The 21698-nt window shown below is 64.8% G+C and carries 21 protein-coding genes and 1 tRNA gene; 17 read left to right on the forward strand and 5 right to left on the reverse strand.

All coding sequences use genetic code 11. The features are described 5' to 3' along the window. Positions 1 to 39: 39 nt before the first annotated feature. The 4 genes from AC3WOB_RS30895 (at position 40) to AC3WOB_RS30910 (ending at position 4306) form a co-directional block, all read left to right on the forward strand. On the forward strand, positions 40 to 960 hold the full coding sequence (locus AC3WOB_RS30895) for a LysR family transcriptional regulator (RefSeq protein WP_492277161.1): 921 nt from the start codon (positions 40 to 42) through the stop codon (positions 958 to 960). 163 nt (positions 961 to 1123) lie between these two features. Next, complete coding sequence (locus tag AC3WOB_RS30900) at positions 1124 to 2332, forward strand: CaiB/BaiF CoA transferase family protein (RefSeq protein ID WP_207468696.1); 1209 nt, start codon at positions 1124 to 1126, stop codon at positions 2330 to 2332. 70 nt (positions 2333 to 2402) lie between these two features. Further along, positions 2403 to 3362, forward strand: a complete 960-nt coding sequence (locus tag AC3WOB_RS30905; RefSeq protein ID WP_492277162.1) for a Bug family tripartite tricarboxylate transporter substrate binding protein — start codon at positions 2403 to 2405, stop codon at positions 3360 to 3362. Positions 3363 to 3379: 17 nt separating this feature from the next. After that, entirely contained in the window at positions 3380 to 4306 is a 927-nt protein-coding gene (locus AC3WOB_RS30910; protein ID WP_492277163.1) for a hydroxymethylglutaryl-CoA lyase, read from the forward strand. Positions 4307 to 4331: 25 nt separating this feature from the next. On the opposite strand, the gene AC3WOB_RS30915 is transcribed toward AC3WOB_RS30910, so the two are convergent. Next, complete coding sequence (locus AC3WOB_RS30915; RefSeq protein WP_013391945.1) at positions 4332 to 4769, reverse strand: universal stress protein; 438 nt, start codon at positions 4767 to 4769, stop codon at positions 4332 to 4334. A gap of 238 nt (positions 4770 to 5007) precedes the next feature. Here AC3WOB_RS30915 and cobA point away from each other — a divergent pair, with 238 nt between their 5' ends. From cobA to AC3WOB_RS30955, 8 genes are read left to right on the forward strand one after another with little or no spacing between them, the layout of a single operon-like run. Then, positions 5008 to 5799 (forward strand): uroporphyrinogen-III C-methyltransferase, encoded by a 792-nt coding sequence (gene cobA, locus AC3WOB_RS30920; RefSeq protein ID WP_492277164.1) that lies wholly within the window; start codon positions 5008 to 5010, stop codon positions 5797 to 5799. Next, positions 5778 to 6125 (forward strand): c-type cytochrome, encoded by a 348-nt coding sequence (locus tag AC3WOB_RS30925; RefSeq protein ID WP_492277165.1) that lies wholly within the window; start codon positions 5778 to 5780, stop codon positions 6123 to 6125. Before cobA ends, AC3WOB_RS30925 begins: the two co-directional genes overlap by 22 nt. Positions 6126 to 6132: 7 nt before the next feature. Continuing rightward, positions 6133 to 7302: a cytochrome D1 domain-containing protein gene (locus tag AC3WOB_RS30930; RefSeq protein WP_492277166.1), complete on the forward strand. Its 1170-nt coding sequence runs from the start codon at positions 6133 to 6135 to the stop codon at positions 7300 to 7302. After that, the gene (ahbB, locus tag AC3WOB_RS30935) at positions 7292 to 8290 is read left to right on the forward strand and encodes a siroheme decarboxylase subunit beta (RefSeq protein ID WP_492277167.1); all 999 of its coding nucleotides are present in this window, start codon (positions 7292 to 7294) and stop codon (positions 8288 to 8290) included. The genes AC3WOB_RS30930 and ahbB (AC3WOB_RS30935) overlap by 11 nt, the downstream gene beginning before the upstream one ends. Further along, entirely contained in the window at positions 8283 to 8768 is a 486-nt protein-coding gene (locus tag AC3WOB_RS30940; RefSeq protein WP_492277168.1) for an Lrp/AsnC family transcriptional regulator, read from the forward strand. Before ahbB (AC3WOB_RS30935) ends, AC3WOB_RS30940 begins: the two co-directional genes overlap by 8 nt. Before the next feature lies 1 nt (position 8769). Then, positions 8770 to 9288 carry a siroheme decarboxylase subunit beta gene (gene ahbB, locus AC3WOB_RS30945; RefSeq protein WP_492277169.1) on the forward strand — a complete coding sequence of 173 codons (519 nt, stop codon included), beginning with the start codon at positions 8770 to 8772 and terminating at the stop codon, positions 9286 to 9288. A 13-nt stretch (positions 9289 to 9301) separates the two neighbouring features. Then, positions 9302 to 10474, forward strand: a complete 1173-nt coding sequence (gene nirJ / locus AC3WOB_RS30950; protein ID WP_492277170.1) for a heme d1 biosynthesis radical SAM protein NirJ — start codon at positions 9302 to 9304, stop codon at positions 10472 to 10474. After that, the gene (locus tag AC3WOB_RS30955; RefSeq protein WP_492277171.1) at positions 10458 to 11090 is read left to right on the forward strand and encodes a DUF4202 domain-containing protein; all 633 of its coding nucleotides are present in this window, start codon (positions 10458 to 10460) and stop codon (positions 11088 to 11090) included. The genes nirJ and AC3WOB_RS30955 overlap by 17 nt, the downstream gene beginning before the upstream one ends. Before the next feature lie 27 nt (positions 11091 to 11117). On the opposite strand, the gene AC3WOB_RS30960 is transcribed toward AC3WOB_RS30955, so the two are convergent. Genes AC3WOB_RS30960 through AC3WOB_RS30970 form a run of 3 tightly spaced genes read right to left on the reverse strand, consistent with a single transcriptional unit; the run spans position 11118 to position 14046 of the window. Beyond that, positions 11118 to 12110, reverse strand: a complete 993-nt coding sequence (locus AC3WOB_RS30960) for a precorrin-2 dehydrogenase/sirohydrochlorin ferrochelatase family protein (protein ID WP_492277172.1) — start codon at positions 12108 to 12110, stop codon at positions 11118 to 11120. Between the two features lie 12 nt (positions 12111 to 12122). Next, positions 12123 to 12470, reverse strand: coding sequence for a c-type cytochrome (locus AC3WOB_RS30965; RefSeq protein ID WP_492277173.1), 348 nt, complete (start codon positions 12468 to 12470; stop codon positions 12123 to 12125). A gap of 16 nt (positions 12471 to 12486) precedes the next feature. Next, complete coding sequence (locus AC3WOB_RS30970) at positions 12487 to 14046, reverse strand: cytochrome D1 domain-containing protein (protein WP_492277174.1); 1560 nt, start codon at positions 14044 to 14046, stop codon at positions 12487 to 12489. Positions 14047 to 14446: 400 nt separating this feature from the next. On the opposite strand from AC3WOB_RS30970, the gene pdxR reads away from it, so the two are divergent. The 4 genes from pdxR (at position 14447) to AC3WOB_RS30990 (ending at position 20333) form a co-directional block, all read left to right on the forward strand. After that, positions 14447 to 15808 (forward strand): MocR-like pyridoxine biosynthesis transcription factor PdxR, encoded by a 1362-nt coding sequence (gene pdxR / locus AC3WOB_RS30975; protein ID WP_492277175.1) that lies wholly within the window; start codon positions 14447 to 14449, stop codon positions 15806 to 15808. 170 nt (positions 15809 to 15978) lie between these two features. Further along, complete coding sequence (gene ccsB, locus AC3WOB_RS30980; protein WP_492277176.1) at positions 15979 to 17340, forward strand: c-type cytochrome biogenesis protein CcsB; 1362 nt, start codon at positions 15979 to 15981, stop codon at positions 17338 to 17340. 106 nt (positions 17341 to 17446) lie between these two features. Further along, positions 17447 to 18886 carry an MBOAT family O-acyltransferase gene (locus tag AC3WOB_RS30985; RefSeq protein ID WP_492277177.1) on the forward strand — a complete coding sequence of 480 codons (1440 nt, stop codon included), beginning with the start codon at positions 17447 to 17449 and terminating at the stop codon, positions 18884 to 18886. Then, positions 18861 to 20333, forward strand: coding sequence for a hypothetical protein (locus AC3WOB_RS30990; RefSeq protein ID WP_492277178.1), 1473 nt, complete (start codon positions 18861 to 18863; stop codon positions 20331 to 20333). Before AC3WOB_RS30985 ends, AC3WOB_RS30990 begins: the two co-directional genes overlap by 26 nt. A gap of 136 nt (positions 20334 to 20469) precedes the next feature. On the opposite strand, the gene AC3WOB_RS30995 is transcribed toward AC3WOB_RS30990, so the two are convergent. After that, positions 20470 to 20557 (reverse strand) — tRNA-Ser (locus AC3WOB_RS30995). A 139-nt stretch (positions 20558 to 20696) separates the two neighbouring features. Here AC3WOB_RS30995 and AC3WOB_RS31000 point away from each other — a divergent pair. Beyond that, positions 20697 to 21674 (forward strand): NAD(P)H-quinone oxidoreductase, encoded by a 978-nt coding sequence (locus AC3WOB_RS31000; RefSeq protein ID WP_207468680.1) that lies wholly within the window; start codon positions 20697 to 20699, stop codon positions 21672 to 21674. Positions 21675 to 21698: the final 24 nt, after the last annotated feature.

A 21698-nucleotide genomic window follows, 5' to 3' on the forward strand; every position in this document is an offset into this window, starting at 1 on the left:
CCGATCCCTGGGCGGGCGCAAAGCACGACACTTCCGGGCATGAAACCCGTCCAGCCCCCTTTGCCGCATCCCCGCGATATCGATCCCGTCTCCTTGCGCCTATTCCTGGCGGCGCTTGAAGAGGGCAGCCTGGCGCGCGCCGCCGCCCGCGAGAACATCGTTCCTTCCGCCGTCAGCAAGCGCATGTCGGAAATGGAGGACGCCTTCGGGGTGCCGCTGCTGGAACGCGGGGTCAAGGGCGTGCAGCCCACGCCGGCGGGCAATGCCCTGGCCACGCATGTGCGCATGGTGTTGCAGAGCATGGACCGTATGCGTCGCGAGATGGCGGGCTTTGCCACCGGCGTGCGCGGCAGCATCCGGCTGGCCGTCAGTGTGGCGGCCTTGTCTGGCGAACTGCCGGCGCAGATCCAGTCCTTCCGCCGGGCCTATCCCCAGATCGACATTTCGCTGGAAGAGGGCACCACCCAGGAAGTGTTCCGCGCGGTGCTGGACGGGCAGGCCGATGTGGCGGTGGGTTCCGACTTCGGCCATGACGGCTTGCAGGTCTTTGCTTGCGGCCGCTGCGATCTGGCGGCGGTGGTGCCCGGGCAGCATCTGCTGGCCGACCGCGACACGCTGGACTACGCGCAGCTATTGCCCTTCGAGCAGATCGAGCTGAACCGCGACAATGGCATCAGCGCGGTGTTCCAGCAGGCGGCGCAGGATGCGGGCGTGGCGCGGCGCATCAGCGCCCGGGTCAGCTCGCATGAAACCATCTGCATGCTGGTGGCGCGCGGCATGGGCGTGGCCGTGGTGCCCATGTATCTCAAGGCGCGCCACGCCAATCTGGACATCCGCTTCATTCCGCTTTCCGGGGCCTGGTCCAGCACTTCCTTGTGCATCGCCGTGCTGGGGCTGGAGGCTTTGCCGCCTGCTGCCCGCGTGCTGCTGGCGCACCTGGGCGTGGCCGACGCAGCCTGATTGTCGCGGGGCTCAGGGCTTTCCCGGACGTTCCCAAACGAGAATGCCCCGGTGCTGAAAGACCGCTACCCGCTGGCCCGGCTTGCCGCCGATGATGGAGGAATAGGGGCATCGGCTCACTCCGCCGCCCGTTCTTCATCGCGTCAGGCCCAAGGATATGCAGATGGCAGCAACACCGGCTTCACCCTTCATGGACCACACCGAATTGCCGCTGCGCGGCATCAAGGTGCTGGAGCTGTCCCATATGATCATGGGCCCGGCGGCCGGCTTGGCGCTGGCGGACCTGGGCGCCGAAGTCATCAAGGTGGAACCGATAGAAGGCGACCGCACCCGCCGGCTGAAAGGCTCGGGCAGCGGTTATTTCCCGGTCTTCAACCGCAACAAGCAGAGCCTGGCGATCGACCTGAAGACGCGCGAAGGGCAGGCCGTGGTGCGCCAGCTGGCCTTGCAGGCCGATATGGTGGTGGAGAATTTCCGCGACGGCAGCCTGGCCCAGTACGGGCTGGACTACGAGTCGTTGTCCGCCGAGAACCCCGGGCTGATCTACGTGTCGCTCAAGGGTTTTCTGTCCGGCCCCTACAAGCAGCGTACCGCGCTCGATGAAGTGGTGCAGATGATGGGCGGGCTGGCCTACATCAACGGCGGGGCGGATACGCCGCAGCGCGTCGCGGCCTCGGTCAACGACATCCTGGGTGGCACCTTCGGCGTGGTGGGCGCGCTGGCGGCGCTGCACGACCGCCACGCCACCGGGCGCGGCCGGCACGTGCGCTCCGGCCTGTTCGAGAACAACTTGCTGCTGGTCGCGCAGTTCATCGCCCAGTTCCAGTTGACCGGCGCGGCGCCCAAACCCATGGGCGCGGAACGCCGGCCGCCCTGGGGCGTGTACGACGTGTTCGAGACCGCGGACGGACGGGTGTTCGTCGCCGTCGTCGGCGATGCGCAGTGGCGCAACTTCGCCCAGAAATTCCTGCCGCCCGAGTGGGCCGCGGATCCGCGCCTGGCCACCGCCGTCGACCGCGAGGCCGCGCGCCCCTGGTTGGTGCCGGGCGTGGGCGAGATCCTGAAGACCTGGAAGACCGACGAGCTGTGCGCGGCGCTGGAGGCCGCCGGACTGTCTTACGGTCCGATACGCCAGCCGCACGACCTGCTGGACGACGCGCATCTGAACGCCGGCGGCGCGCTGCTGAAGACCCGGCTGCCAGACGGCGGCGAGATTTCCGCGGCCGCGCTGCCCATCGAGTTCGACGGACTGAAGGCCGGCAAGCGTTCCGATCCGCCGCGGCAAGGCGGCGATACGCAGGCCATCCTGCAGGGGCTGGGCTGGGATGCCGCGCGCATCGAGGCCCTGCGCACCGCCGGAGTGATTGCATAAGAGGGCTTGAGCGCCCGATATCGGTCGAGGCGGCGCAGACCGCCAAGACATTCATCCAAGAGGAGACAAGATGATCCGCAAACTATTCGCGGTGGCTGCGCTGGCCGCCGCCTGTACCGCACACGCCCAGGACTACCCCAGCAAGCCCATCCGCATCATCATCCCGTCCACGCCGGGCGGAGGCACCGACTATATCGGGCGCCTGATGAGCACCAAGCTGCATGAACTCAACGGCTGGTCGGTCATCCCCGAGAACAAGCCGGGCGCGGGCACGGCGCTGGGTCTGGCCGAGGCCGCGCGTTCGCCGGCGCAGGGCTATGACCTGGTGATCGGCCAGTCCGACAACGTCACCTTGATTCCGCTGCTGATGAAGGTGGCGTACGACCCGGTCAAGGACCTGGCCCCGGTGGCGCTGGTGGCCACCACGCCGATGGTGCTGCTGGTGTCGGAGAACTCGCCATACAAGACCTTGCCCGAAGTCATCGACGCCGCGAAGAAGGATCCCAACAAGATCTCCTACGGCACCTCGGGCACGGGCGGGGGCGTGCACATCGCTATCGAAATGCTGCAGCATGCGGCCGGCTTCAAGATGCAGCACGTGCCGTACAAGGGCTCGGCGCCGGCGCTGGCGGACCTCATGGGCGGGCATTTGCAGTTCGCGGGTTCCTCGATCTCGTCGGCGGCCACGCTTATCAAGTCTGGCAAGGTGCGCGCGCTGGCGGTGACTTCGCCCAAGCGCAACCCGGCGCTGCCGGAAGTGCCCACGGTGGCGGAGCTGGGCTACAAGGATTTCAGCGTGGTGACCTATTACGGCGTGCTGGCCCCGGCCAAAACGCCGCCGGCCATCGTGTCGCGCCTGAACAGCGACTTCAACAAGCTGTTGGCGCGCAAGGACGTGCAGGAGGCGCTGGCGATGCAGGGACTGGAAACCGATCCAGTATCCACCGAGCAGTTCGCCGCGCTGATCCAGTCGGACATCGGCAAGGCGCGCCAGACCATCGAGAGCGCGGGCATCGTGGTGCAGCAGTAAACAGGATAGGACAGCACATGAACCAGGAAATCAGGCTTTGCGAAGTGGGTCCGCGCGACGGGCTGCAAATGGCCAAGGGCATGATGTCGGCGGCCGACAAGCTGCGCTGGATCCGGCAGCTGGCCGACGCCGGCCTGCGCGAGATCGAGGCGGGCAGCTTTGTGTCGCCGCGGCTGGTGCCGCAGATGGCCGATACCGGCGCGGTCCTGCCTGAAGTCCTGAAGATCGACGGCCTGACCGTGGTCGCGCTGGTCTGCAACCTCAAGGGCGCCATCGCTGCCTACGAGGCCGGCGCGCACGCGCTATCGTTTCCCGTTTCGGTCAGCGACACGCATAGCCGCGCCAACGTGGGCAAGGGCACCGACGCGCAGGTGGACGTGCTGGCGTCGATTGTCGATTGGGCGCGGGCGCAGCCGCGGCCCATGCGCATCGACGCAGCGGTCGCCACGGCCTTTGGTTGTTCTCTTGAAGGCGTGGTGCCGGTGGGTCGGGTGGCGCAGGTGGCCGCGGCCACCGCGCTGGCGGGCGCCGATGAGATCGCGCTGGCCGATACCGTGGGCTACGCCCATCCAGCACTGGTGCGCGACGCGGTGCGCGCCACGCAGGACGCCGTGGGCGCGCGGCTGGTCAAGCTGCACCTGCACGACACGATGGGGCTGGGCCTGGCCAACGCGCTGGCCGGCCTGAACGAGGGCATCCGCGCTTTTGATTCCTGCCTGGGCGGCCTGGGCGGCTGTCCCTTCGCGCCCGGCGCGTCGGGCAACATCGTCACCGAAGACCTGGTCTTCATGCTGGAAAGCATGGGGTACCGGACGGGCGTCGATCTGCCGCGGCTGCTGGCGGCGCGCACCTTGCTGGCAGCGGCACTGCCGCACGAACATCTGCGCAGCGGCGTGGCGGCCGCCGGCATTCCCAAGACCTACGGAGCACTGGCCGCGGCATAGCGCTGGGACGCGCGAGACGCCCGCCTCAGCGGTAGACAATCACCGGCAGCGTCGAATGCGCCATTACCTTTTGCGTCTGGCTGCCCAGCAGCACGGCCGCCAGCCCGCCGTGGCCGCGCGAGGCCATGGCGATCAGGTCGCAGCCTTGCGTCATGGCGACGTCGATGATGGTTTGCGCCGGGTTGTTGCTTTCACGCATTTCGGTGGTGCAGGGCACGCCCGCCGCATCGGCCTGCGCGGCGGCTTGCGACAAGTACGACCTGGCTGATTCCGTGGCCTCGCGTTCATACTCCGTGTGCACGCCTTCCAGATGCACGGTTTCCATGGAAGTCGGGCGGAAGGCGCTGTACACCGTCAGCACGGTGACGCTGGCGCCCAGGGCGCTGGCCAGGCCCAGTCCTTGCGCCAGGCCGGCATAGGCCCGTGCGGAACCGTCGATGGGGATGAGTATGTGCTTGTACATGACGACCTCCTGAGGGTGTGGAGGGCGGCGCGAGTCCGCGCGGCCCTAGGAGCGTGAACAGCGGCTATACCCATACTACGCCTTGTGACGGCATTCGGCGAACCGCGAGGGAAACGCCGCGCTTGCGGCCGGCACACCCATGGCGCTTGCGTGGACCGTACCTACTGCATCGGCATCGCGCTACCTACACTTCCTCCTGAAGCCTTATTTTTCGCAGCGCGGCTGCAGGGAGGGAGAAGTGAGCGGAACGGTTTATCTGGTTGGCGCCGGTCCGGGCGATCCCGAGTTGCTCACGCTGCGCGCCTTGCGGCTGCTGCAACAGGCCGACGCCGTGGTGTGCGACAGGCTGGTCGGCGCCGGCATCATACCCCTCGTCAATCCTGCCGCGCAGTTCCATGACGTAGGCAAGATGGCGGGCGACTGCCGGCATCGTCAGGAAGACATCAATCAGCTGCTGCTGGAGTTGGCGAGGTCGCGCGCCCGCGTGGTGCGCTTGAAGGGTGGCGATCCGTTCGTTTTCGGCCGAGGTGGCGAAGAACTGTTGTTCCTGTCCCGGCATGGCGTGCGGGTCGAGGTCGTGCCGGGAATCAGCGCCGCCAACGGCTGCGCGGCGGCGTTGGGCATACCCCTGACGCATCGGGGCCTGGCGGCCAGCGTGCGTCTCATCACGGGACATATGCGGGACGATGCCGGCCTGGAGCTGGACTGGAGCTCGCTGGCCGACCCCACCTGTACCCTGGTGTTCTACATGGCGGTGGCCAACGCCGCCGAGATCGTCGCGGCCTTGCAGCGGCACGGGCGCGGCGGCGATACGCCGGCCGCGCTGATCCATGCGGGAACCACCGAAAACCAGGACTGGACGGTCGCGTCCTTGCGTCAGATTCCGCTCCTGGTGCCCGGCTTCAAGCCGCCCACGCTGCTGGTGGTCGGCGATGTGGTGCGCCTGGCGCAGCGCGCATGGTCCGGCGCCGGGGGCGGGCAGCGGCTTTTCCGTGACGCGACCGAGCCATGCGCCCCGGTCGCGGCCTGACATGCCTGATGCTGGCGAGTTGTGCCTGGTTGGCAGCGGCGGCAGGCCAGACGCCGCCGCTGGCGGATATGGATCCCGCCGATCGGCAGCGGCTCGTCCACTTGGTGCGCCAGGATTGCGGTTCTTGCCATGGGTTGCGCCTGAATGGCGGCCTGGGTCCGGCGCTGACGCCAGAAGCGCTGGCTGGCAAGCCGCCGGCCCATCTCGAATACGCGATCCTGCGCGGCCTGCCCGGGACCGCCATGCCCGGGTGGCAGGGCATGCTAGCGCCCGACGAGGCCGCCTGGATCGCCGCGAATCTGCTCAAAGGCTTTCCAGAGGAATAGAAGGCTCATGAAACTGCGCTTCCTGCTTGCACTGGCCGCCATGGCGCTGTCCGGCTGCGCGGCAACGACCGATCCGCGTGGCACCAATGACCTGGGCATGGTGATCGAGCGCGCCGATGGCGCCGTCTCCATCGTCGAAACCACCGGACAGACCCGGCTGGCGCGCGTCCCAGGACTGGGGGATCTTTCCCATGCGCACGTCGCCTATTCTCGCGACGGGCGCTACGGCTACGTTTTCGGCCGCGACGGCGGACTTACCAAGGTGGATCTGCTGCGCGGGCGGGTGGACCGCCGGATCATCCAGTCCGGCAATGCGATCGGCGGCGCCATCTCGCAGGACGGGACGCTGATCGTGGCGCAGAACTACACGCCAGGTGGAATCAAGGTCTTCGACGCCCGGACCCTGCGCCAGATCAGCGAGGTGCCCGCCGAGTACGCGCCTGGCAAGCGCTCCAAGGTGGTCGGCCTGGCGGACCTGCCTGGACAGAAGTTCGCCTATGCGCTGTTCGACGCAGGCGAGATCTGGATCACGGATCTCACGGACCCGGCGCGCCCGGTCACGCAACGCTACCAGGCCGGCCGCCAGCCTTACGACGCGCTGGTCACGCCCGACGGCCGCTATTACATCGCCGGACTGTTCGGCGAGGACGCCCTGGCCATGATGGACCTCTGGCATCCAGAGGCGGGCGTGCGCAAGATCCTGCAGGGCTATGGACGCGGCGAGGAGCCGATGCCGGTCTACAAGATGCCCCACTTGCGAGGCTGGAGCGCGGCGGGCGGACGCCTGTTCCTACCGGCCATCGGCAGGCATGAGGTGCTGGTGGTGGATACCGCCACCTGGCAGGAAACCGGACGCATCGCCACGCTGGGACAACCGGTATTCGTCATGGCTCAGCCCGACGGCCGCCGCGCATGGGTCAACTTCGCGGTGCCCGACAACGGCCAGGTGCAGGTCATCGACACGGAGACGCTGGCCGTGGTCCGGACGCTGGCGCCCGGCCGCGGCGTGCTGCATATGGAATTCACGCCGCGCGGCGAGGCAGTCTGGCTGTCGGCGCGCGATGACGATCAGGTGGTGGTGTACGACACCCGGACCTTGCAGCGCGGCGCCACACTGGACATTGCCAAGCCCAGCGGCATTTTCTTCACCAGCAGGAGCGGTCGCCTTGGCTTCTGAACCGTCCGATTCCGACTTGCGTCTGCTGGACGGCTGGCAGCGTGGCTTTCCGCTGGTATCGCGGCCCTACGCCCTGCTGGGCGAGCGCGTCGGCCAGGACCAGGACGTGGTGCTGGCGCGCTTTCGCGGGTGGCAGCGCGAGGGCGTGGTGAGCCGTATCGGCCCCGTGCTGCATCAATCCTGCTTCGCCAGCGCACTGGTGGGCATGCACGTGTCAGCCGACCGCCTGGACGAGGTGGCGGCATACGTAAGCCGCCTTGAACAGGTCAATCACAACTACGAGCGCGAGCATTTGCTGAATCTATGGTTCGTCGCCGCCTGCCGTACGCCCGGCGCGCTAGCGCGCCTGCTGGCGGGGATCGGGCAGGACACCGGTTGCGAACCGTTGGCCTTGCCCATGGAGGCCGAGTACCACATCGACCTGGGATTCAGCCTGAGGACGCCGCAGCGTCGCGCGGCGCCGGTGCGGCGCAGCAGGCCTGCCAGGCTGCCGCCCGCCGGCAGCGGGCAAGAGTCCTTGCTGCTCGCCGTGCAGGATGGCCTGGAGCTTTGTGAGCAGCCCTATCGCCGCCTGGGATGCCTTGCCGGACTGGATGAAGAGGCGGTGCTGCGCTTCCTGGATCAATGGCAGCGCAATGGCCTGTTCCGCCGCTTCGGCGTAGTGCTGAGGCACCGCCAACTTGGCTTTCGCGCAAATGCCATGTGTGTCTGGAACGTCGACGACGCGCGGGTGGATGCGCTGGGCCGGCTGCTGGCCGCCGAGCCGGGCGTCACGCTCTGCTACCGGCGAGCCCGGCATTTGCCGCAATGGCCCTACAACCTTTTCTGCATGATCCACGGCAAGGAGCGGCGCGCGGTGCAGGCGCTGCGCGATGCCATAGCCGCCCGGATCGGACTGGATGCATGGCCGCATGCGGTGCTGTTCTCCACCCGGTGCTTCAAGCAGCGCGGAGCGCGGATTGCAACCAGTGAGACGATGCATGGATAGGCGCCAGGATCTTGCCGCAGGTTCGCCGCAGGCGCTGGACGATACCGACCGCGCGCTGATCAACCGCCTGCAGGGCGGCTTTCCCATCAGCCCGCGTCCGTACGCGGACGTCGCGCAGGCGCTGGGCCTGGACGAGGACGCCGTGATCGCGCGCCTGGCCCGCTTGCGCGCGTGCGGGGCGCTGAGCCGCTTCGGCCCGCTCTTCCAGATCGAGCGCGCCGGCGGCGCGTACTGCCTGGCGGCCATGGCCGTGCCGCAAGCGCGATGGAATGAGGTCGTCGCACAGGTCAACCGCCGGATCGAGGTGGCGCACAACTATCGCCGCGAGCATGCGCTGAACATGTGGTTCGTGCTGGCGGCGGCTGATCCCGCGGACATCGCTGCCAGCCTGCGCGCCATCGAACAGGAGGCGGGCTTGCCCGTGCTGGCCTTTCCGAAAGAGCGCGAGTACTTCCTTGAAATGAAGCTGGAGGTTTGAGATGGATGTCGTCGGGCTTACCCCCTTCGAGCTATCCCTGGTTCGTGCCACCCAGGATGGGCTGCCGATACAGCGGGAGCCCTATCGAGCCGTGGCCAGGCAGTTGGGCGTCACCGAAGCCGAGGTGATGGCATGTTTTCGTTCCATGCTCGCGCGCGGCGTGATCCGCCGCATCGGCGCGGTGCCCAACCACTACGCGTTGGGATTCGTGGCCAACGGCATGACGGTCTGGGACGTGGACGATGGCCAGGTCGACGCCGTGGGGGCCTGGCTGGGCCAGCATGCGGACGTGAGCCACTGCTATCGGCGTCCCCGGCGCCCGCCGCTGTGGCGCTACAACCTCTACGCCATGCTGCACGGCGCTGATTGCGCTGCGTTGCGGATGCGTATCGCTGAGATCGCCGAGGCCTTGGCCGCGCGCTTTCCGGGCGCTCTGTGTGCGCGGGAAGTGCTGTTTTCCTCGGCCATACTGAAAAAGACCGGCCTGCGCCTGAGAGACGGCCAGGGGCCGGCCGCATAGCAAGGAATCCCGCATGTTCCGCATTTCCGCCTTCGTCTCCGAACTGCTGCGGCCCACGCCGCTGGCGCCGCGCCGAGATCCGGCCGGACCCGTGGTGATCTGGAACCTGATCCGGCGCTGCAACCTGCATTGTCGCCATTGCTATTCGGCTTCGGTCGACAAGGATTTCGCCGGCGAGTTGAGCTACGCCGAGATCTGCGAAGTCATGGACGATCTGCACGCCTATGGCGTACGGGCGCTGATTTTGTCTGGCGGGGAACCGCTGCTGCGGTCGGACATCTTCGATATTGCGCGCAGGGCCAAGGCCATGGGTTTCTACGTCGGCCTTTCGTCCAACGGCACCCTGATAGACCGGCACAACATCGAGTCCATCGACGCTTGCGGATTCGATTACGTGGGCCTTTCGCTGGACGGCCTGGGCGCGACGCACGACCGTTTCCGCGGCGAAGCGGGTGCATTCAACGCCTCGCTCGAAGGCATCCGGCTGTGCCGGGACCGTGGCTTGAAGGTCGGCATCCGCTACACCATGACCCAGGGCAATGCCGACGACCTGCCCGGGCTGCTCGCCTTGCTGGATGCCGAGAACGTAGCCCGCTTCTACTTTTCGCACCTGAACTACGCGGGGCGCGGTGGCAGCAACCGGGCCGAGGACAGCCACCATCGCATGACGCGGGCGGCCATCGAGCGGATCTTCGAGACGTGCCTGGAACATGCCGCGGCAGGTCGTCCCAAGGAATTCACGTCCGGCAACAACGATGCCGACGGCGTGTTCTTCCTGCATTGGGTGCGCCGCCGCTTCCCGCAGCGCGCGCCGCACATCGAGGCCAAGCTGCGCCTGTGGGGCGGCAACGCCAGCGGCATCAATGTCGCCAATATCGATAACCGTGGCAATGTCCACGCCGACACCATGTGGTGGCACTACACTCTGGGAAACGTGCGCCTGCGGCCCTTCTCGGCAATATGGTCGGATCCCGCCGAGCCCTTGCTCAAGCTGCTGCGGCTGCGGCCGCGGCCGGTCAAGGGGCGCTGCGCCCGCTGCACCTATCTGGATATTTGCAACGGCAATACGCGTATCCGCGCGCAGAAGCAGTCGGGCGACCTCTGGGCCGAAGATCCTGGCTGCTATCTGACTGAAGACGAGACTGGAGTGTTGAATGGAATTCCCGCCCATGCCGACGGACGCTGAGGATGCGGCACTGCAGCGCGCCTTGCAGCTGTTCGATGACTACAACCGGCGCGATCCCAATCTGGCCGCCTGGGATGGCGCGATGCAGCCGCGCGAATGGCTGCATGCCCAATTCCTCCACGGCTGGGTGCTGAAGCTGGCGCCGCAGGCCGGCACTGCCCTGCGCCTGGCAGCCCGCTGCCAGCACATCGGCCGCTGGGAGGTGCCGCGCGAGGCCTGTCCGTCCGGCAGGGTGGGCTATCTGCAATGGCGCAATACGCTCAAGGAGCATCACGCGGGCATCGCCGCAAGATTGCTCGCAGGCGCAGGCCATGATGCGGAAACAGTGCAGGCGGTGCTGAAGATCGTGCGCAAGCAGGGCATCAAGCGCGATGCCGACGTGCAATGCATGGAAAACGCGCTGTGCCTGGTGTTCCTGGAACATCAGTACGAGGAGTTCTGCGACCGCTATCCGGACAAGGTCGTCGCGGTGCTGCAGAAGACCTGGAACAAGATGGACGATGCCGGCCAGCAGGCGGCGGCATCGCTGTCCTTCAGCGAGCGAGGCCGGGCTTATCTGGCGGCTGCGCTGGCGGGCGGGGATTCCCGCGACACGGCCCGTGACGCAAGTTCCTGATTGAAGCGCTTGCCGGGCGCACGGGATTCACAGCACGGTACACGCCACGCCGCAAGCCGTTATCCGCCGGGCCAGCAGTTTCGGATCATGCGCCGTACCCAGCAGCAGCACGGCGCGCTGGCCCGCTCGCACCTGCCGGGCCAGCCAGTCCGGCCCTGAGCCTGCGGCAATGGCCGGATCGGGCTGCAGGCCCGGGCCTTTCAGCTCGATCCTCGCCGCGTCCCGCCTCGCCTTGTCCAGGATGGCCGGGTTGACGGCCGGCACGTGCGCGACCAGGTCGGCCTGGTTCAGCATGCGCAAGGCGCGCAGGGTCAACATGTCGGCGGGACCGTCGGCGGCCGCCAGTATCGTGGCACTTCCTGTGCGGAGCGGGGCGTCGGCCAGCATGGCGGCTTCGAGCGCCAGGCAAGCCTGCCTGCCGTGTCCGGCGGCCAGCAAGGAGGGCAGCGGACCGTCCAGCATCCAGTCGTAGAAGTCGCGGCGCCGGTCCAGGTCGCGGAAGCGCGAAACGATGCGGCTGCGGTAGCGCGCCGCCAGCCGTGCCAGATCGCCGCTGCTTTCGTCGAGCAACGCTTCGAGCCGCTCGCGGATGCGGCGCGCCAGCACGGGGGCGCAACCTCCTGAAGAAATCGCCACAACGAGCGGGGAGCGGTCGAGGATGGCGGGCACCTGTATCGTTGAAAGAGCCGGATCGTCGACCACGTTGCAGGGAATGCGGCGCGCAAGCGCTGCCGCGGCAACGGCCTGGTTCGTGGGGCCGTGATCAGTCGCGGCCACCGCCAGCCAGGCGCCGTCCAGACATGCAGGCGAGAATGCAGCCGGCAGGTGCCGGAGCTTGCCCAGGTCCACGGCCTCGCGCAGCCAGGGCGTCAGGGCGGGCGCTGCCACGGCGATGGCGGCGCCCGCCCCGAGCAGCAGCCGGACCTTGCGTTCGGCCACGGCCCCGCCGCCCGCCACGACCACCCGCCGTCCAGCCAGGTTGAAGAACACCGGGAAGAGCATCGCGGATGGCGCGTCCATGGGGATCCTCCCTTACTTGCGGCTGGAGAAGTACTGGGCCAGTTCCTGGATGGCCTCGGGACTCAAGGGTTCAGCCATGGAGCTCATGACGGGGTCGTTGCGTTCCCGCGCCTTGAAGGCATTGAGCTGTTTCACCAGGTACTCGACCTTCTGCCCGGCAAGATTGGGGTACAGGCCGACGGCGCTGATCCCGTCCGCGCCATGGCAGGACGCGCACAGCGGCAGCATGGCAGAGACGTGGGGCGAGAGCGTGTCGGGGTTGCCGCCTGCGACCAGGGCAGGCTGCCCGCCGGCGGCCTGCGCGTATACGGCGGCCTGGGACAGCAGCAGCGCCGCGAGGATGCGGAATAGCGGTTTCATGTCTGTGTTCCTGGTTTCAGAATTTGCGCGTTTCGGACAGGCCGATGGTCAGCCAGCGGGTGCGGGCGCGGGAGAAGATGCCCGAGGGGCTTTCCATCTTGTGCTCCGCCACCAGTTCCAGCGTCTTGCTGTCGTAGATCTTGATGCGGTCGCCCCAGTAGCCCGAGCTGACGTAGAGGTAGTTGCCGGTGCGGTTGTAATCGGGGAAGAAGGCATGCCCGCCCACGTCCAGCGTCTTGGCCACTTCCAGGGTGTTCTTGTCGATCAGCTGGATCCAGGCCGCGCGCTTGTCCTTGTCGACGATGTCAACCGCCACGTAGGGCGCGTTCGGATGGGCCGCGGGCGATTCGGTGGCGCCCGCCACCGGTATCTGCTTGACCACCGAGAAGTCCTTGGTGTCCCACACGGTGACGACGGATCCTTTGTCGCAGCTGCCGATATTGGTGCCGAACGCCAGAAAGCGGCCATTGACCTCGGTCACCGCGCCCGAGCCGACGTGCGGCTGGCAGCCCGCGGGAATGTCGCGCACCACTTTGTCGTCCTTGAAGTCGATGGCGACGATTTTGTTGTCGTCATAGGACGCCACCATGGAGTAGCGGCCGTCGGGCGTGAGGAAGGTGTCGTGCAGCATGCGGCCGACCTTGGTCAGCTTGGTCACGGGCATGTCGGGTTTGTCGGGGTCGATGATCCAGATCTGGCCCGCCTGGCGCAGCGTCAGGGCGAATTTGTTGTTGATGCGGCTGCCGATCACCGGGCCGCCGGCCGACTTGACGAACTTGCCGTCCGGATCCTCGCCTTCGAGGTCCATGTACTTGACCGGTTCCAGCGTGTCCGCCTTCAGGATGGCGACGCTCTTGGGCACGAACGAACTGATGGCCAGCCACTTGCCGTCGTTGGACAAGGCGATGCCGGGGCCGGTCAGGCCGACCTTGGCGCGGCGCACGATTTGAAGCGTATACAGGTCGATCTTGTAGACCATGCCGTCGTCGCTCTTGAGCCAGGCCCAGCGTTCAGCCACGGGGCTGAAATCCATGATGTGCGGCGCCACCGGCGTGGCGATCTCGCCGACCACCTTGTTGGTCTTGCCGTCCAGGAACACGGTGCGCGCATTGTTGCCCGCGTCGCCCCGCCCGTATCTGCCGCGCGCCATGACCACCATCAGGTCATATACGGTATCAATGGAATAGGTCGGCTTGGCGGGCAGCGTGGTTTCGTCGACCACGACTTGCACGCTGGCGCGGATCTGGTCCAGTCCCCACTTCGGATCATCCGCGGCCTGAGTCTTGATGAGACGCGCGAGCGCGCGGATTTCCTCGTCGGACAAGCGGCCCACGAAGGGCGGCATCAGGGTGTCGGGAATGCCGGTCATGATGGTGCCGCGCAGCGCCGCCTCGCTCTGGACCAGGCGGTCGCTGGTCAGGCCCGGCGCGATGTAGCCGCCGCGGTCGGCGCCGTGACAGACGGCGCAGTTCTGCTGGAACAGCTGATTCGCCTTGAGGTACTCCTCGGTTGGCGCACTCCAGGCGGCGCCGGCCGAGAGGAACAGCAAGGCCGCGCTCAATAGCTTGGTGTGCATGTCGATCTCTCCCGTAAGGTTCTTGCCGAAACTCCGGCACCTGCACTGTGTCACCGCGGCCCAGGGCCGATAAGGCACGGCTTGCGCGCACGCGATGGTTACGGTCTAGTCGTTTTTTTGACATAGGACAAAACAAAGGAATGGCCCGAGGACTACCGTGAGAAGAAACGGAGCGTGGCCGGCCCGCGCCGCTTCGAAAGGCCGGCGCTATCTTTTTCCTGTGGTTGTCCGCCATGTTTTCATTACCGCTTTCCCTATCCCGCCAGGATGCAAAACCCTACAAGCAGCAGATCGCCGACCAGATCGAAACGCTGATACGCGCCGGACGATTGCAGGAAGGGGACAGGCTGCCGGCGATCAACCGCATGTCACATCGCTGCTGCAGGTATCGAAGAACACCGTGCTGGGCGCGTATGAGCTGCTGATCGACTCCTGTCTGATCGAGAGCAAGCCCAGCCGGGGCTATTTCGTGACGCTGAACCGCAGCCTGGTCATCAATCCGAGTTGCCTGGATTTTGTCCAGGATCGTCCGCCGGTCTACGCCGATGCCGTGAGCCAGGCGCAATCCAGTGGCGTCTGCGGCCAGTCTCCATCCATGCCCTTGCGCTATGACTTCAAGGTCGGCCGTCCTTCCGTCCACGCTTTTCCCTTGCGCCAGTTCATCACGCTGTCGAACCAGTTGCTGCGGCACGCGGGCAGCGCCATGGCCGAGTACGCGCCGCCGGCCGGCCTGTGGGGCTTGCGCGTCCAGATTGCCGATTACCTGTCGGCGGCCAAGGCGTTGAAGGTGGAGCCGGAGCAGGTGCTGATCACGGCCGGTAGCCAGGAAGCCCTGAGCCTGATCGCCTCGCATTTCCTGGACCGCAACGGCAGGGCGGTGTTCGAGTCCCCCTGTTATGCGGGCTTCAGGAATCTGGTGCGGCGCCATGGCGCGCAGGAGGCGCCCGTTCCGGTCGATGAGCAGGGATTGCGCGCCGACCTGCTGCCGGAAGGACCGGCCAGGCTCGCCTATGTGACGCCATCGCATCAATATCCCCTGGGCCACGCCATGTCCCTGTCCAGGCGGCAGCGATTGCTCGAGTGGGCCGGCCGCAGTGGCGCGCTGATCATCGAAGACGACTACGACGGCGACTTCTGCTATGAGTCCGTGCTGCCCATGCCCCTGGCCGCCATGAGCCCACGCCAAGTCGTCTACCTGGGCACGTTCTCCAAGACGCTAGGACCGGGGCTGAGGCTGGGATATATGGTTTGCCCGCCCGCGCTGGTCGACGATTTCGTCGAGCGCAAGGCGTTGCTCAACAACGGCAGTCCGTGGCTGACTCAGGCCGTGCTGGCCCGTTACTTCGACGAGAACTGTTTCGCGCGCCACCTGCAAGCCCTGCGCAGGCGCTATCAGGCCCAGCGCGATGAGCTGTTGTGCGGCATCCGCAAGATCTGGGCCGGACGGGGCCGGGTAAGCGGACAGAATTCGGGGATGCATCTGGCCTTCGAACTGCCCGCGGACAGCCCCGGCGCCGATATCCTCGCCGCGGCAGCGCTGGCGCAGGGCGTGAGGCTGTACCCGCTGGCCCAGGCCGCCGCCAGCGCGGCCGACGATGCGGAATCCAGGCATCTGCTGTTCGGTTATGCCGGCCTGGAAACCGGTGAAATCGCCCAGGCCATGGCGCGGGTGCATGCCGCTTGCAGGCAGATGCAGGAGGCCAGTCCCGGGCGGGCAGAGGTCTGCCTGTCCAGGGAGGAAGCTAGCTGTGGCGGCGTCTAGCACGGTTCCTGCATTTTCGGTAGGGATGGCGGCGCAACGCAGGGAGCGGCGGCATCGCTATGCATTCCGGTCCGGCCGTTCTTAGAATGAATTTGTCCTATGACAAATTTGTGATCCCTATGTTCCGCGGTCCGCTTGCCGGCGGAACTGCCACGCCTGGAGATGCTTTGATGCCGCATACCGCCGCCGGGTCCGTCCCGTTGACTTCCCGCCGGTCCGTGCCGGATGTTTCGCAAGCCGAAGATCGTCCAGGCAGGCGCTTGAATCGGGCGGATGCCGGGTTCCTCGCGGTGTGTCTCGCCGGCTGCGTCTACGCGCTGGCGGATTTCGGGCAGTTCCTCAATGGTTATGAGAAGGCGATGCTGGTCGGCGCGGTACCCGCCCTGGTCTGGCTGGGGTGGTTGTGGCGTCCCTTGCGTCTTCTGGTCCTGGCCAGCGGCGCCTGCGCGCTGCTGGCGGTGTGGCTGTACGCGGGCAGGGCTGGGCTGCTCCAGGGCGACCTGGCGCGCGCCGAGAGTGTCTTCCTGCTCAAGTACCTGCTGTCGTCGCAGTCCGCCATCCTCTGGATGAGCTGCCTGTTCGTGCTGGGCACGGTCTGCTATTGGGCGGGCCTGGCCCGGCCTGCGATCGCCTGGCTGGGAACGCTCCTGACCTGGGCCGGAGTATGGGCGGGCCTGACCGGCCTGCTGGTGCGCTGGCGCGAAGGGCATCTGCTGGGACCGGATGTCGGACACATCCCGGTCAGCAATTTGTACGAGGTGTTCGTCTTCTTCGCGCTGGTCACGGCGCTGTTCTATCTCTACTACGAGGCCCGTTATGCGACGCGGGCGCTGGGCGGCTTCGTGATGCTGGTGGTCGCCTCGATGGTCGTGTTCCTGTCCTGGTATTCGGTCGCACGCGGCGCCCATCAAATCCAGCCGCTGGTTCCAGCGCTGCAGAGCTGGTGGATGAAGCTGCACGTGCCGGCCAACTTCGTCGGTTACGGCACTTTCGCGCTGGCGGGCGCGGTGGGCTTTGCCTATCTGGTCAAGCTGCACGGGCAGACCTCCGCGGGCAAGCGCCTGATTCCGGTGTTCCTGCTGGGGGCGCTGCTATGCGCCGAGCCGATGGTCTTCGGCTCGCGCCGGTTGTCGCCGGTCTGGATGCTGTACTTCGGCGTCGGCGCCATGCTTGTGGGCGCGGTGCTGGCGTTGCGCCGTCCCATTGCCCGCAGGCTGCCGTCCCTGGCGGTGCTGGAGGACATCATGTACCGGGCCATCGCCCTGGGCTTCGCCTTCTTCACGGTGGCCACCGTGCTGGGCGCGCTGTGGGCGGCCGACGCCTGGGGCGCTTACTGGCAATGGGATCCCAAGGAAACCTGGGCGCTGATTGTGTGGCTGAATTACGCCGCCTGGCTGCACATGCGGCTGCTCAAGGGGCTGCGGGGGGAAGTGGCGGCCTATTGGGCGCTCGCCGGACTGGTTGTGACGAGTTTTGCCTTCCTGGGCGTCAACATGTTCCTGTCGGGGCTGCATTCGTACGGCAGCCTGTAGGACACGGCGGGATCGAGTCGTCGGGGCGCTCAAACCAGGCGAGTCGGGGGTAGGCTTAGCGCATCTCGCAGTGATAAAATCTTTTTTTTTTATCAAAAAAAATAACATGTTGTTCTTTGAGCTTGATTTTCTCCTTATCTTTTTATTACCGCTGCTACTCATAGTTATATCAATGAAGAGTCTTGGCCTGTCCAAGATTCTTCCATGGATAGCTAGCGCGTCATCGATAGCCTTTCTCTATGCGTTCAGTGCAATAAGCGTCGTTGTGGCGCTTTTTTCTTTGCTGCTCAATTATTTTGTAGCGGCATATTTTCTGAAGCATAAGTCCAAAACGCTACTGCTTTCGACCATTTTCGTAAATCTGGCCGTGCTGGGATACTTCAAGTATTCGATATTGGCAGATAGAACCTTGTTTGACGGAAATTCATCCTGGGCTTGGAGAATTGCGCTGCCTCTGGGCATAAGTTTCTATACTTTCCAGCAGATAGCTTTTTTGGTTGATGTCTACAAGGGTAAGGTCGAGTCGTTCAGCTTCAGAACATACATATTGTTCAAGCTATTTTTTCCTCAGTTCGTGGCAGGCCCGATCACTCATTTCGGCAGGGTCGCGGCAAGCTATGAAAAATGGCCGAGATTCAACGTCCGTTCAATCAAGTTCGGCCTGGCGATATTTGCCTTCGGCATGGTCAAGAAGTTGATCGGGGACCATTTTGGCATGATCGCCAATAATGGCTTCTCGCACCAGTCGACCATGACCACGTACGATGCCTGGGTCGCGATGTTCGCTTTCACCCTGCAGATCTATTTCGACTTTTCAGGGTATAGCGACATGGCGGTTGGCGTCGCGAGGATATTCGGCGTCAGCCTGCCGTACAACTTCAATTCTCCATACAAGGCGAAAAGCCTGAGCGACTTTTGGCGGCGCTGGCATATCACGTTGTCGCAATGGCTGCGCGACTATTTATATATTTCGCTGGGGGGGAACCGCCGTGGCGCCGTCAGGATGGCGCTTGCCCTGTTTATCACGATGGCTCTGGGCGGATTGTGGCATGGCGCCAACTGGACATTCCTTCTTTGGGGAGTGGCCCATGGACTGGCGCTCATCGCAGTACGTTTTTTCGGGTTCCCCGCCCCAGTCCTGATGAAGCAGTCGCTGGTATTCCTTTTCGTTATGCTGACTTGGATACTTTTCAGGTCGGAATCGCTTTCCGGCGCCTTGCAGCATTACGCCGCCCTGATTGACTTTTCAAATGTGGGGCTGGGTGTTGAAGCCCAGAGGCTCGTCAATCTCGTTGTGCCGTCCTACGTGATAGACGCCAAGGTCAACAAGCCGCAACAGTTGTTCGAAATTGCCGCCATTTTGATGGCCACGCTCCTGTGCTTCATGGCGCCGAATTCCAGGAGATTGTCGATATCGTATGTGGCCCGTCGAGTGCGTCCAGCGATGCTGATTGAGATCCCGCTGCTGATCGCCTTGATCGTTATTCTGTCGGTTGCTTTTGTTTCTCCGGATACTGCAAATGCGTTTATCTATTTCGAATTTTAAGAGCCTCGCTGGAGTGGCCATTGCAGTCTCCGTGTTGTCCGCGCTGGTGTGGGTCGGCTATAGGATCGTTACGGTCCAGATTGGCTACGCCGTTCCTGGAAACAAAACCGAGACATGGTTCGGCAATGTCGCCCGCATGCGAGAGCTGTTGTATGCGAAGCAAGAGGGCAACGGGAAAAACACCATCTTCGTGGTCGGCGGTTCGAATTCCTTGTTTTCCACCGCCAGCGGTTTACTGGCGGAAAAGACGGGCTACAACGTCAGAAACTATTCGCTGCACGCCGGGCTGCACATAGATATTCTTTTTTCCCAGATCCGAAACAAGGTGAAGCGCGGCGATATTGTGGTTGCGCCGCTTGAGTGGGAGACCAGAAGCAGGATCGCAATCAATCAGTTCGACTACGAAAACTACCTGCACCATTTCAGCCGGTCGGTCGAGCTATCGCCGCGCGTGACGTACGAAGTGTTTTCGTCCGTGCCCTTGCGTCGATGGGTGGATGGCATAAAGTCGTATCTGTATTTGCCCCACTCGGCGGAATCGTATTGGAATTTCTATACCAAAGAGTCGCTTCAGTACACGTGGGACCACCGGGAAAAAAACGAAAACTATACACATCGCGCATTGAATGAATATGGGGACATCAATATCGGCGAGCCCATGGCCGTTGCCACCTGGAAGGACAAGTCCATTTTCCACGTCCCGGAAAAGCAGGATCCGAAATGGACTGAGGAGTTGGAAAGGTGGCGGGCCTATTTCGAGGAGCAGGGCGTGCGATTGTTCGTGACGTCTCCGGTCTTGCTCGAAGGGAATGGCCCCGAAATCGCTTCGGTCGATACCTGGAGAAAGATCGGAAGAATCCGTGACCAAATGGCTGCCACAGGAGCGCCGCTCAATTGCGATCCTGTCCAGGCCACATTCTCAAGCATCTATCGTTTTGACACTTCGTACCACGCAAACGCTGAAGGGGCGAGGCAAAGAACGGAGGCGCTCGGCGACTGCCTGCTGGGCTTCATAACCCAAAAGGATGTGCAGACTAAGCCGATCGATCCAGAAGCCGCGGCGGCCGCGGTTGCGAGTCGCCTTGCCGAACAACGGCGCAATTTTGGAGCAGGCAACATGCCATTCCAGATCCGCTTGCGGGAAGTCACCCGGATCAATCAGGACGTCCAGCAGTACCACGCAAAGCATGGAAAATATCCAAGATCAACGGCGTCGGGGGATTGGGGGCTGCCCGCAGATATCGGCACAAGTATCGGCAATGATTCCGGTATCGCGTACTGGTCCGATGAAGCCGGATACAAGCTGGTCGTCAAGGCGCCCAAGCTTGAATGCACCGTGGTCAACGCGAATTGGCCGCACATGATTGATCTCGTGGGCCTGGAAAATGGCGATCCCACGTTGTGTACCGGCTTCGGATATTGGTCCGACGATCAAAAACTCAGGTAAGCGGGGCGTCCGGCCTGGCCATCGTGTGTGGACGGGTACGGGCCGGCATCGGTCTGTACGTCTCGCCCGGGTTATTGGGCGCGGTTGCGTGCAGGTGTCGCGGGGCTGTGCCGTGGCGGTAAGCCCTTGTATCTATTGGCGGAAGCTCAGGGATTCGAACCCTGGAACCCTTACGGGTTGCTGGTTTTCAAGACCAGTGCAATCGACCACTCTGCCAAGCTTCCGGTAGTGCTGCTGTGTGGACGCCACCCAGACAGCCTATTGTCCTGCGTTCCGGCCACCAGGCAAACAATCTGCCGGGCGGGAACACGATACGCCGTAAAGGGCGCAATAATAATCTATTTGCTGCAAAGGAGGCACGCGATGCACGCCGTAGAAATCTCTCGCCCTGGTGGCCCCGAGGTCCTGGTCCCCGTGGAACGCCCCACGCCGGAAACCGGCGCGGGTGAAGTCCTGATCAAAGTGAGCGCCGCGGGAGTCAACCGCCCCGACGTGTTCCAGCGCAAAGGCAATTACGCGCCGCCGCGCGGCGCCTCGGACCTGCCGGGCCTGGAAGTGGCCGGCGAGATCGTTGGCGGCGACCTGGCCGGCAGCGGCTACGCGCTGGGCGACAAGGTCTGCGCCCTGGTGGCGGGCGGCGGCTACGCCGAATACTGTGTTGCGCCCACGGCGCAATGCCTGCCCATTCCCAAGGGCTTGTCCGACATCGAGGCCGCCGGCCTGCCGGAAACCTACTTCACTGTCTGGAGCAACGTGTTCGACCGCGGCCGCCTTTCCGAAGGCGAGGCCCTGCTGGTGCACGGCGGCGCCAGCGGCATCGGCACCACGGCCATCCAGTTGGCCCGCGCCATGGGCCACAAGGTCTACGCCACGGTCGGCAGCGACGACCGGGCCCGTGCGGTGGAAGCGCTGGGCGCCGAGCGCGGCATCAACTACAAGACCGAGGATTTCGTGAAGGAAGTGCTGGACGCCACCGGCGGACGCGGCGTGGACGTGATCCTGGACATGGTGGCCGGCGATTACATCGGCCGCGACATGCAGTGCCTGGCCGACGACGGCCGCATCGTCATCATCGCCCAGTTGGGCGGCGCGCACGCCAATGTCGATACGGCCCAGGTCATGCGCCGCCGCCTGACCATCACGGGTTCCACCTTGCGTCCCCGTCCGGTCGCCTTCAAGGGGGCCATCGCCCGCGCGTTGCGCGAGCAGGCTTGGCCCCTGCTGGAAAAAGGGGCCATCAAGCCCATCGTGCACGCCACCTTCCCGCTGGCCGAGGCTTCGCGCGCCCATGCCATGATGGAAAGCGGTGAAAACATAGGCAAAATCATCCTGACCATGTAAGAAATGGGGGGGCGCCCGGCGTAG

This window comes from Achromobacter sp. FW305-C-30-7 (assembly GCF_058783105.1).

Bases quoted from the DNA above. Each gene is read 5' to 3' on its own strand.
- AC3WOB_RS30895 (WP_492277161.1), top strand. From the start codon at position 40: ATGAAACCCGTCCAGCCCCCTTTGCCGCATCCCCGCGATATCGATCCC.
- AC3WOB_RS30900 (WP_207468696.1), top strand. From the start codon at position 1,124: ATGGCAGCAACACCGGCTTCACCCTTCATGGACCACACCGAATTGCCG.
- AC3WOB_RS30905 (WP_492277162.1), top strand. From the start codon at position 2,403: ATGATCCGCAAACTATTCGCGGTGGCTGCGCTGGCCGCCGCCTGTACC.
- AC3WOB_RS30910 (WP_492277163.1), top strand. From the start codon at position 3,380: ATGAACCAGGAAATCAGGCTTTGCGAAGTGGGTCCGCGCGACGGGCTG.
- AC3WOB_RS30915 (WP_013391945.1), bottom strand. From the start codon at position 4,769: ATGTACAAGCACATACTCATCCCCATCGACGGTTCCGCACGGGCCTAT.
- AC3WOB_RS30925 (WP_492277165.1), top strand. From the start codon at position 5,778: ATGCGCCCCGGTCGCGGCCTGACATGCCTGATGCTGGCGAGTTGTGCC.
- AC3WOB_RS30930 (WP_492277166.1), top strand. From the start codon at position 6,133: ATGAAACTGCGCTTCCTGCTTGCACTGGCCGCCATGGCGCTGTCCGGC.
- AC3WOB_RS30940 (WP_492277168.1), top strand. From the start codon at position 8,283: ATGGATAGGCGCCAGGATCTTGCCGCAGGTTCGCCGCAGGCGCTGGAC.
- ahbB (WP_492277169.1), top strand. From the start codon at position 8,770: ATGGATGTCGTCGGGCTTACCCCCTTCGAGCTATCCCTGGTTCGTGCC.
- nirJ (WP_492277170.1), top strand. From the start codon at position 9,302: ATGTTCCGCATTTCCGCCTTCGTCTCCGAACTGCTGCGGCCCACGCCG.
- AC3WOB_RS30955 (WP_492277171.1), top strand. From the start codon at position 10,458: ATGCCGACGGACGCTGAGGATGCGGCACTGCAGCGCGCCTTGCAGCTG.
- AC3WOB_RS30960 (WP_492277172.1), bottom strand. From the start codon at position 12,110: ATGGACGCGCCATCCGCGATGCTCTTCCCGGTGTTCTTCAACCTGGCT.
- AC3WOB_RS30965 (WP_492277173.1), bottom strand. From the start codon at position 12,470: ATGAAACCGCTATTCCGCATCCTCGCGGCGCTGCTGCTGTCCCAGGCC.
- AC3WOB_RS30970 (WP_492277174.1), bottom strand. From the start codon at position 14,046: ATGCACACCAAGCTATTGAGCGCGGCCTTGCTGTTCCTCTCGGCCGGC.
- ccsB (WP_492277176.1), top strand. From the start codon at position 15,979: ATGCCGCATACCGCCGCCGGGTCCGTCCCGTTGACTTCCCGCCGGTCC.
- AC3WOB_RS30985 (WP_492277177.1), top strand. From the start codon at position 17,447: ATGTTGTTCTTTGAGCTTGATTTTCTCCTTATCTTTTTATTACCGCTG.
- AC3WOB_RS30990 (WP_492277178.1), top strand. From the start codon at position 18,861: ATGCGTTTATCTATTTCGAATTTTAAGAGCCTCGCTGGAGTGGCCATT.
- AC3WOB_RS31000 (WP_207468680.1), top strand. From the start codon at position 20,697: ATGCACGCCGTAGAAATCTCTCGCCCTGGTGGCCCCGAGGTCCTGGTC.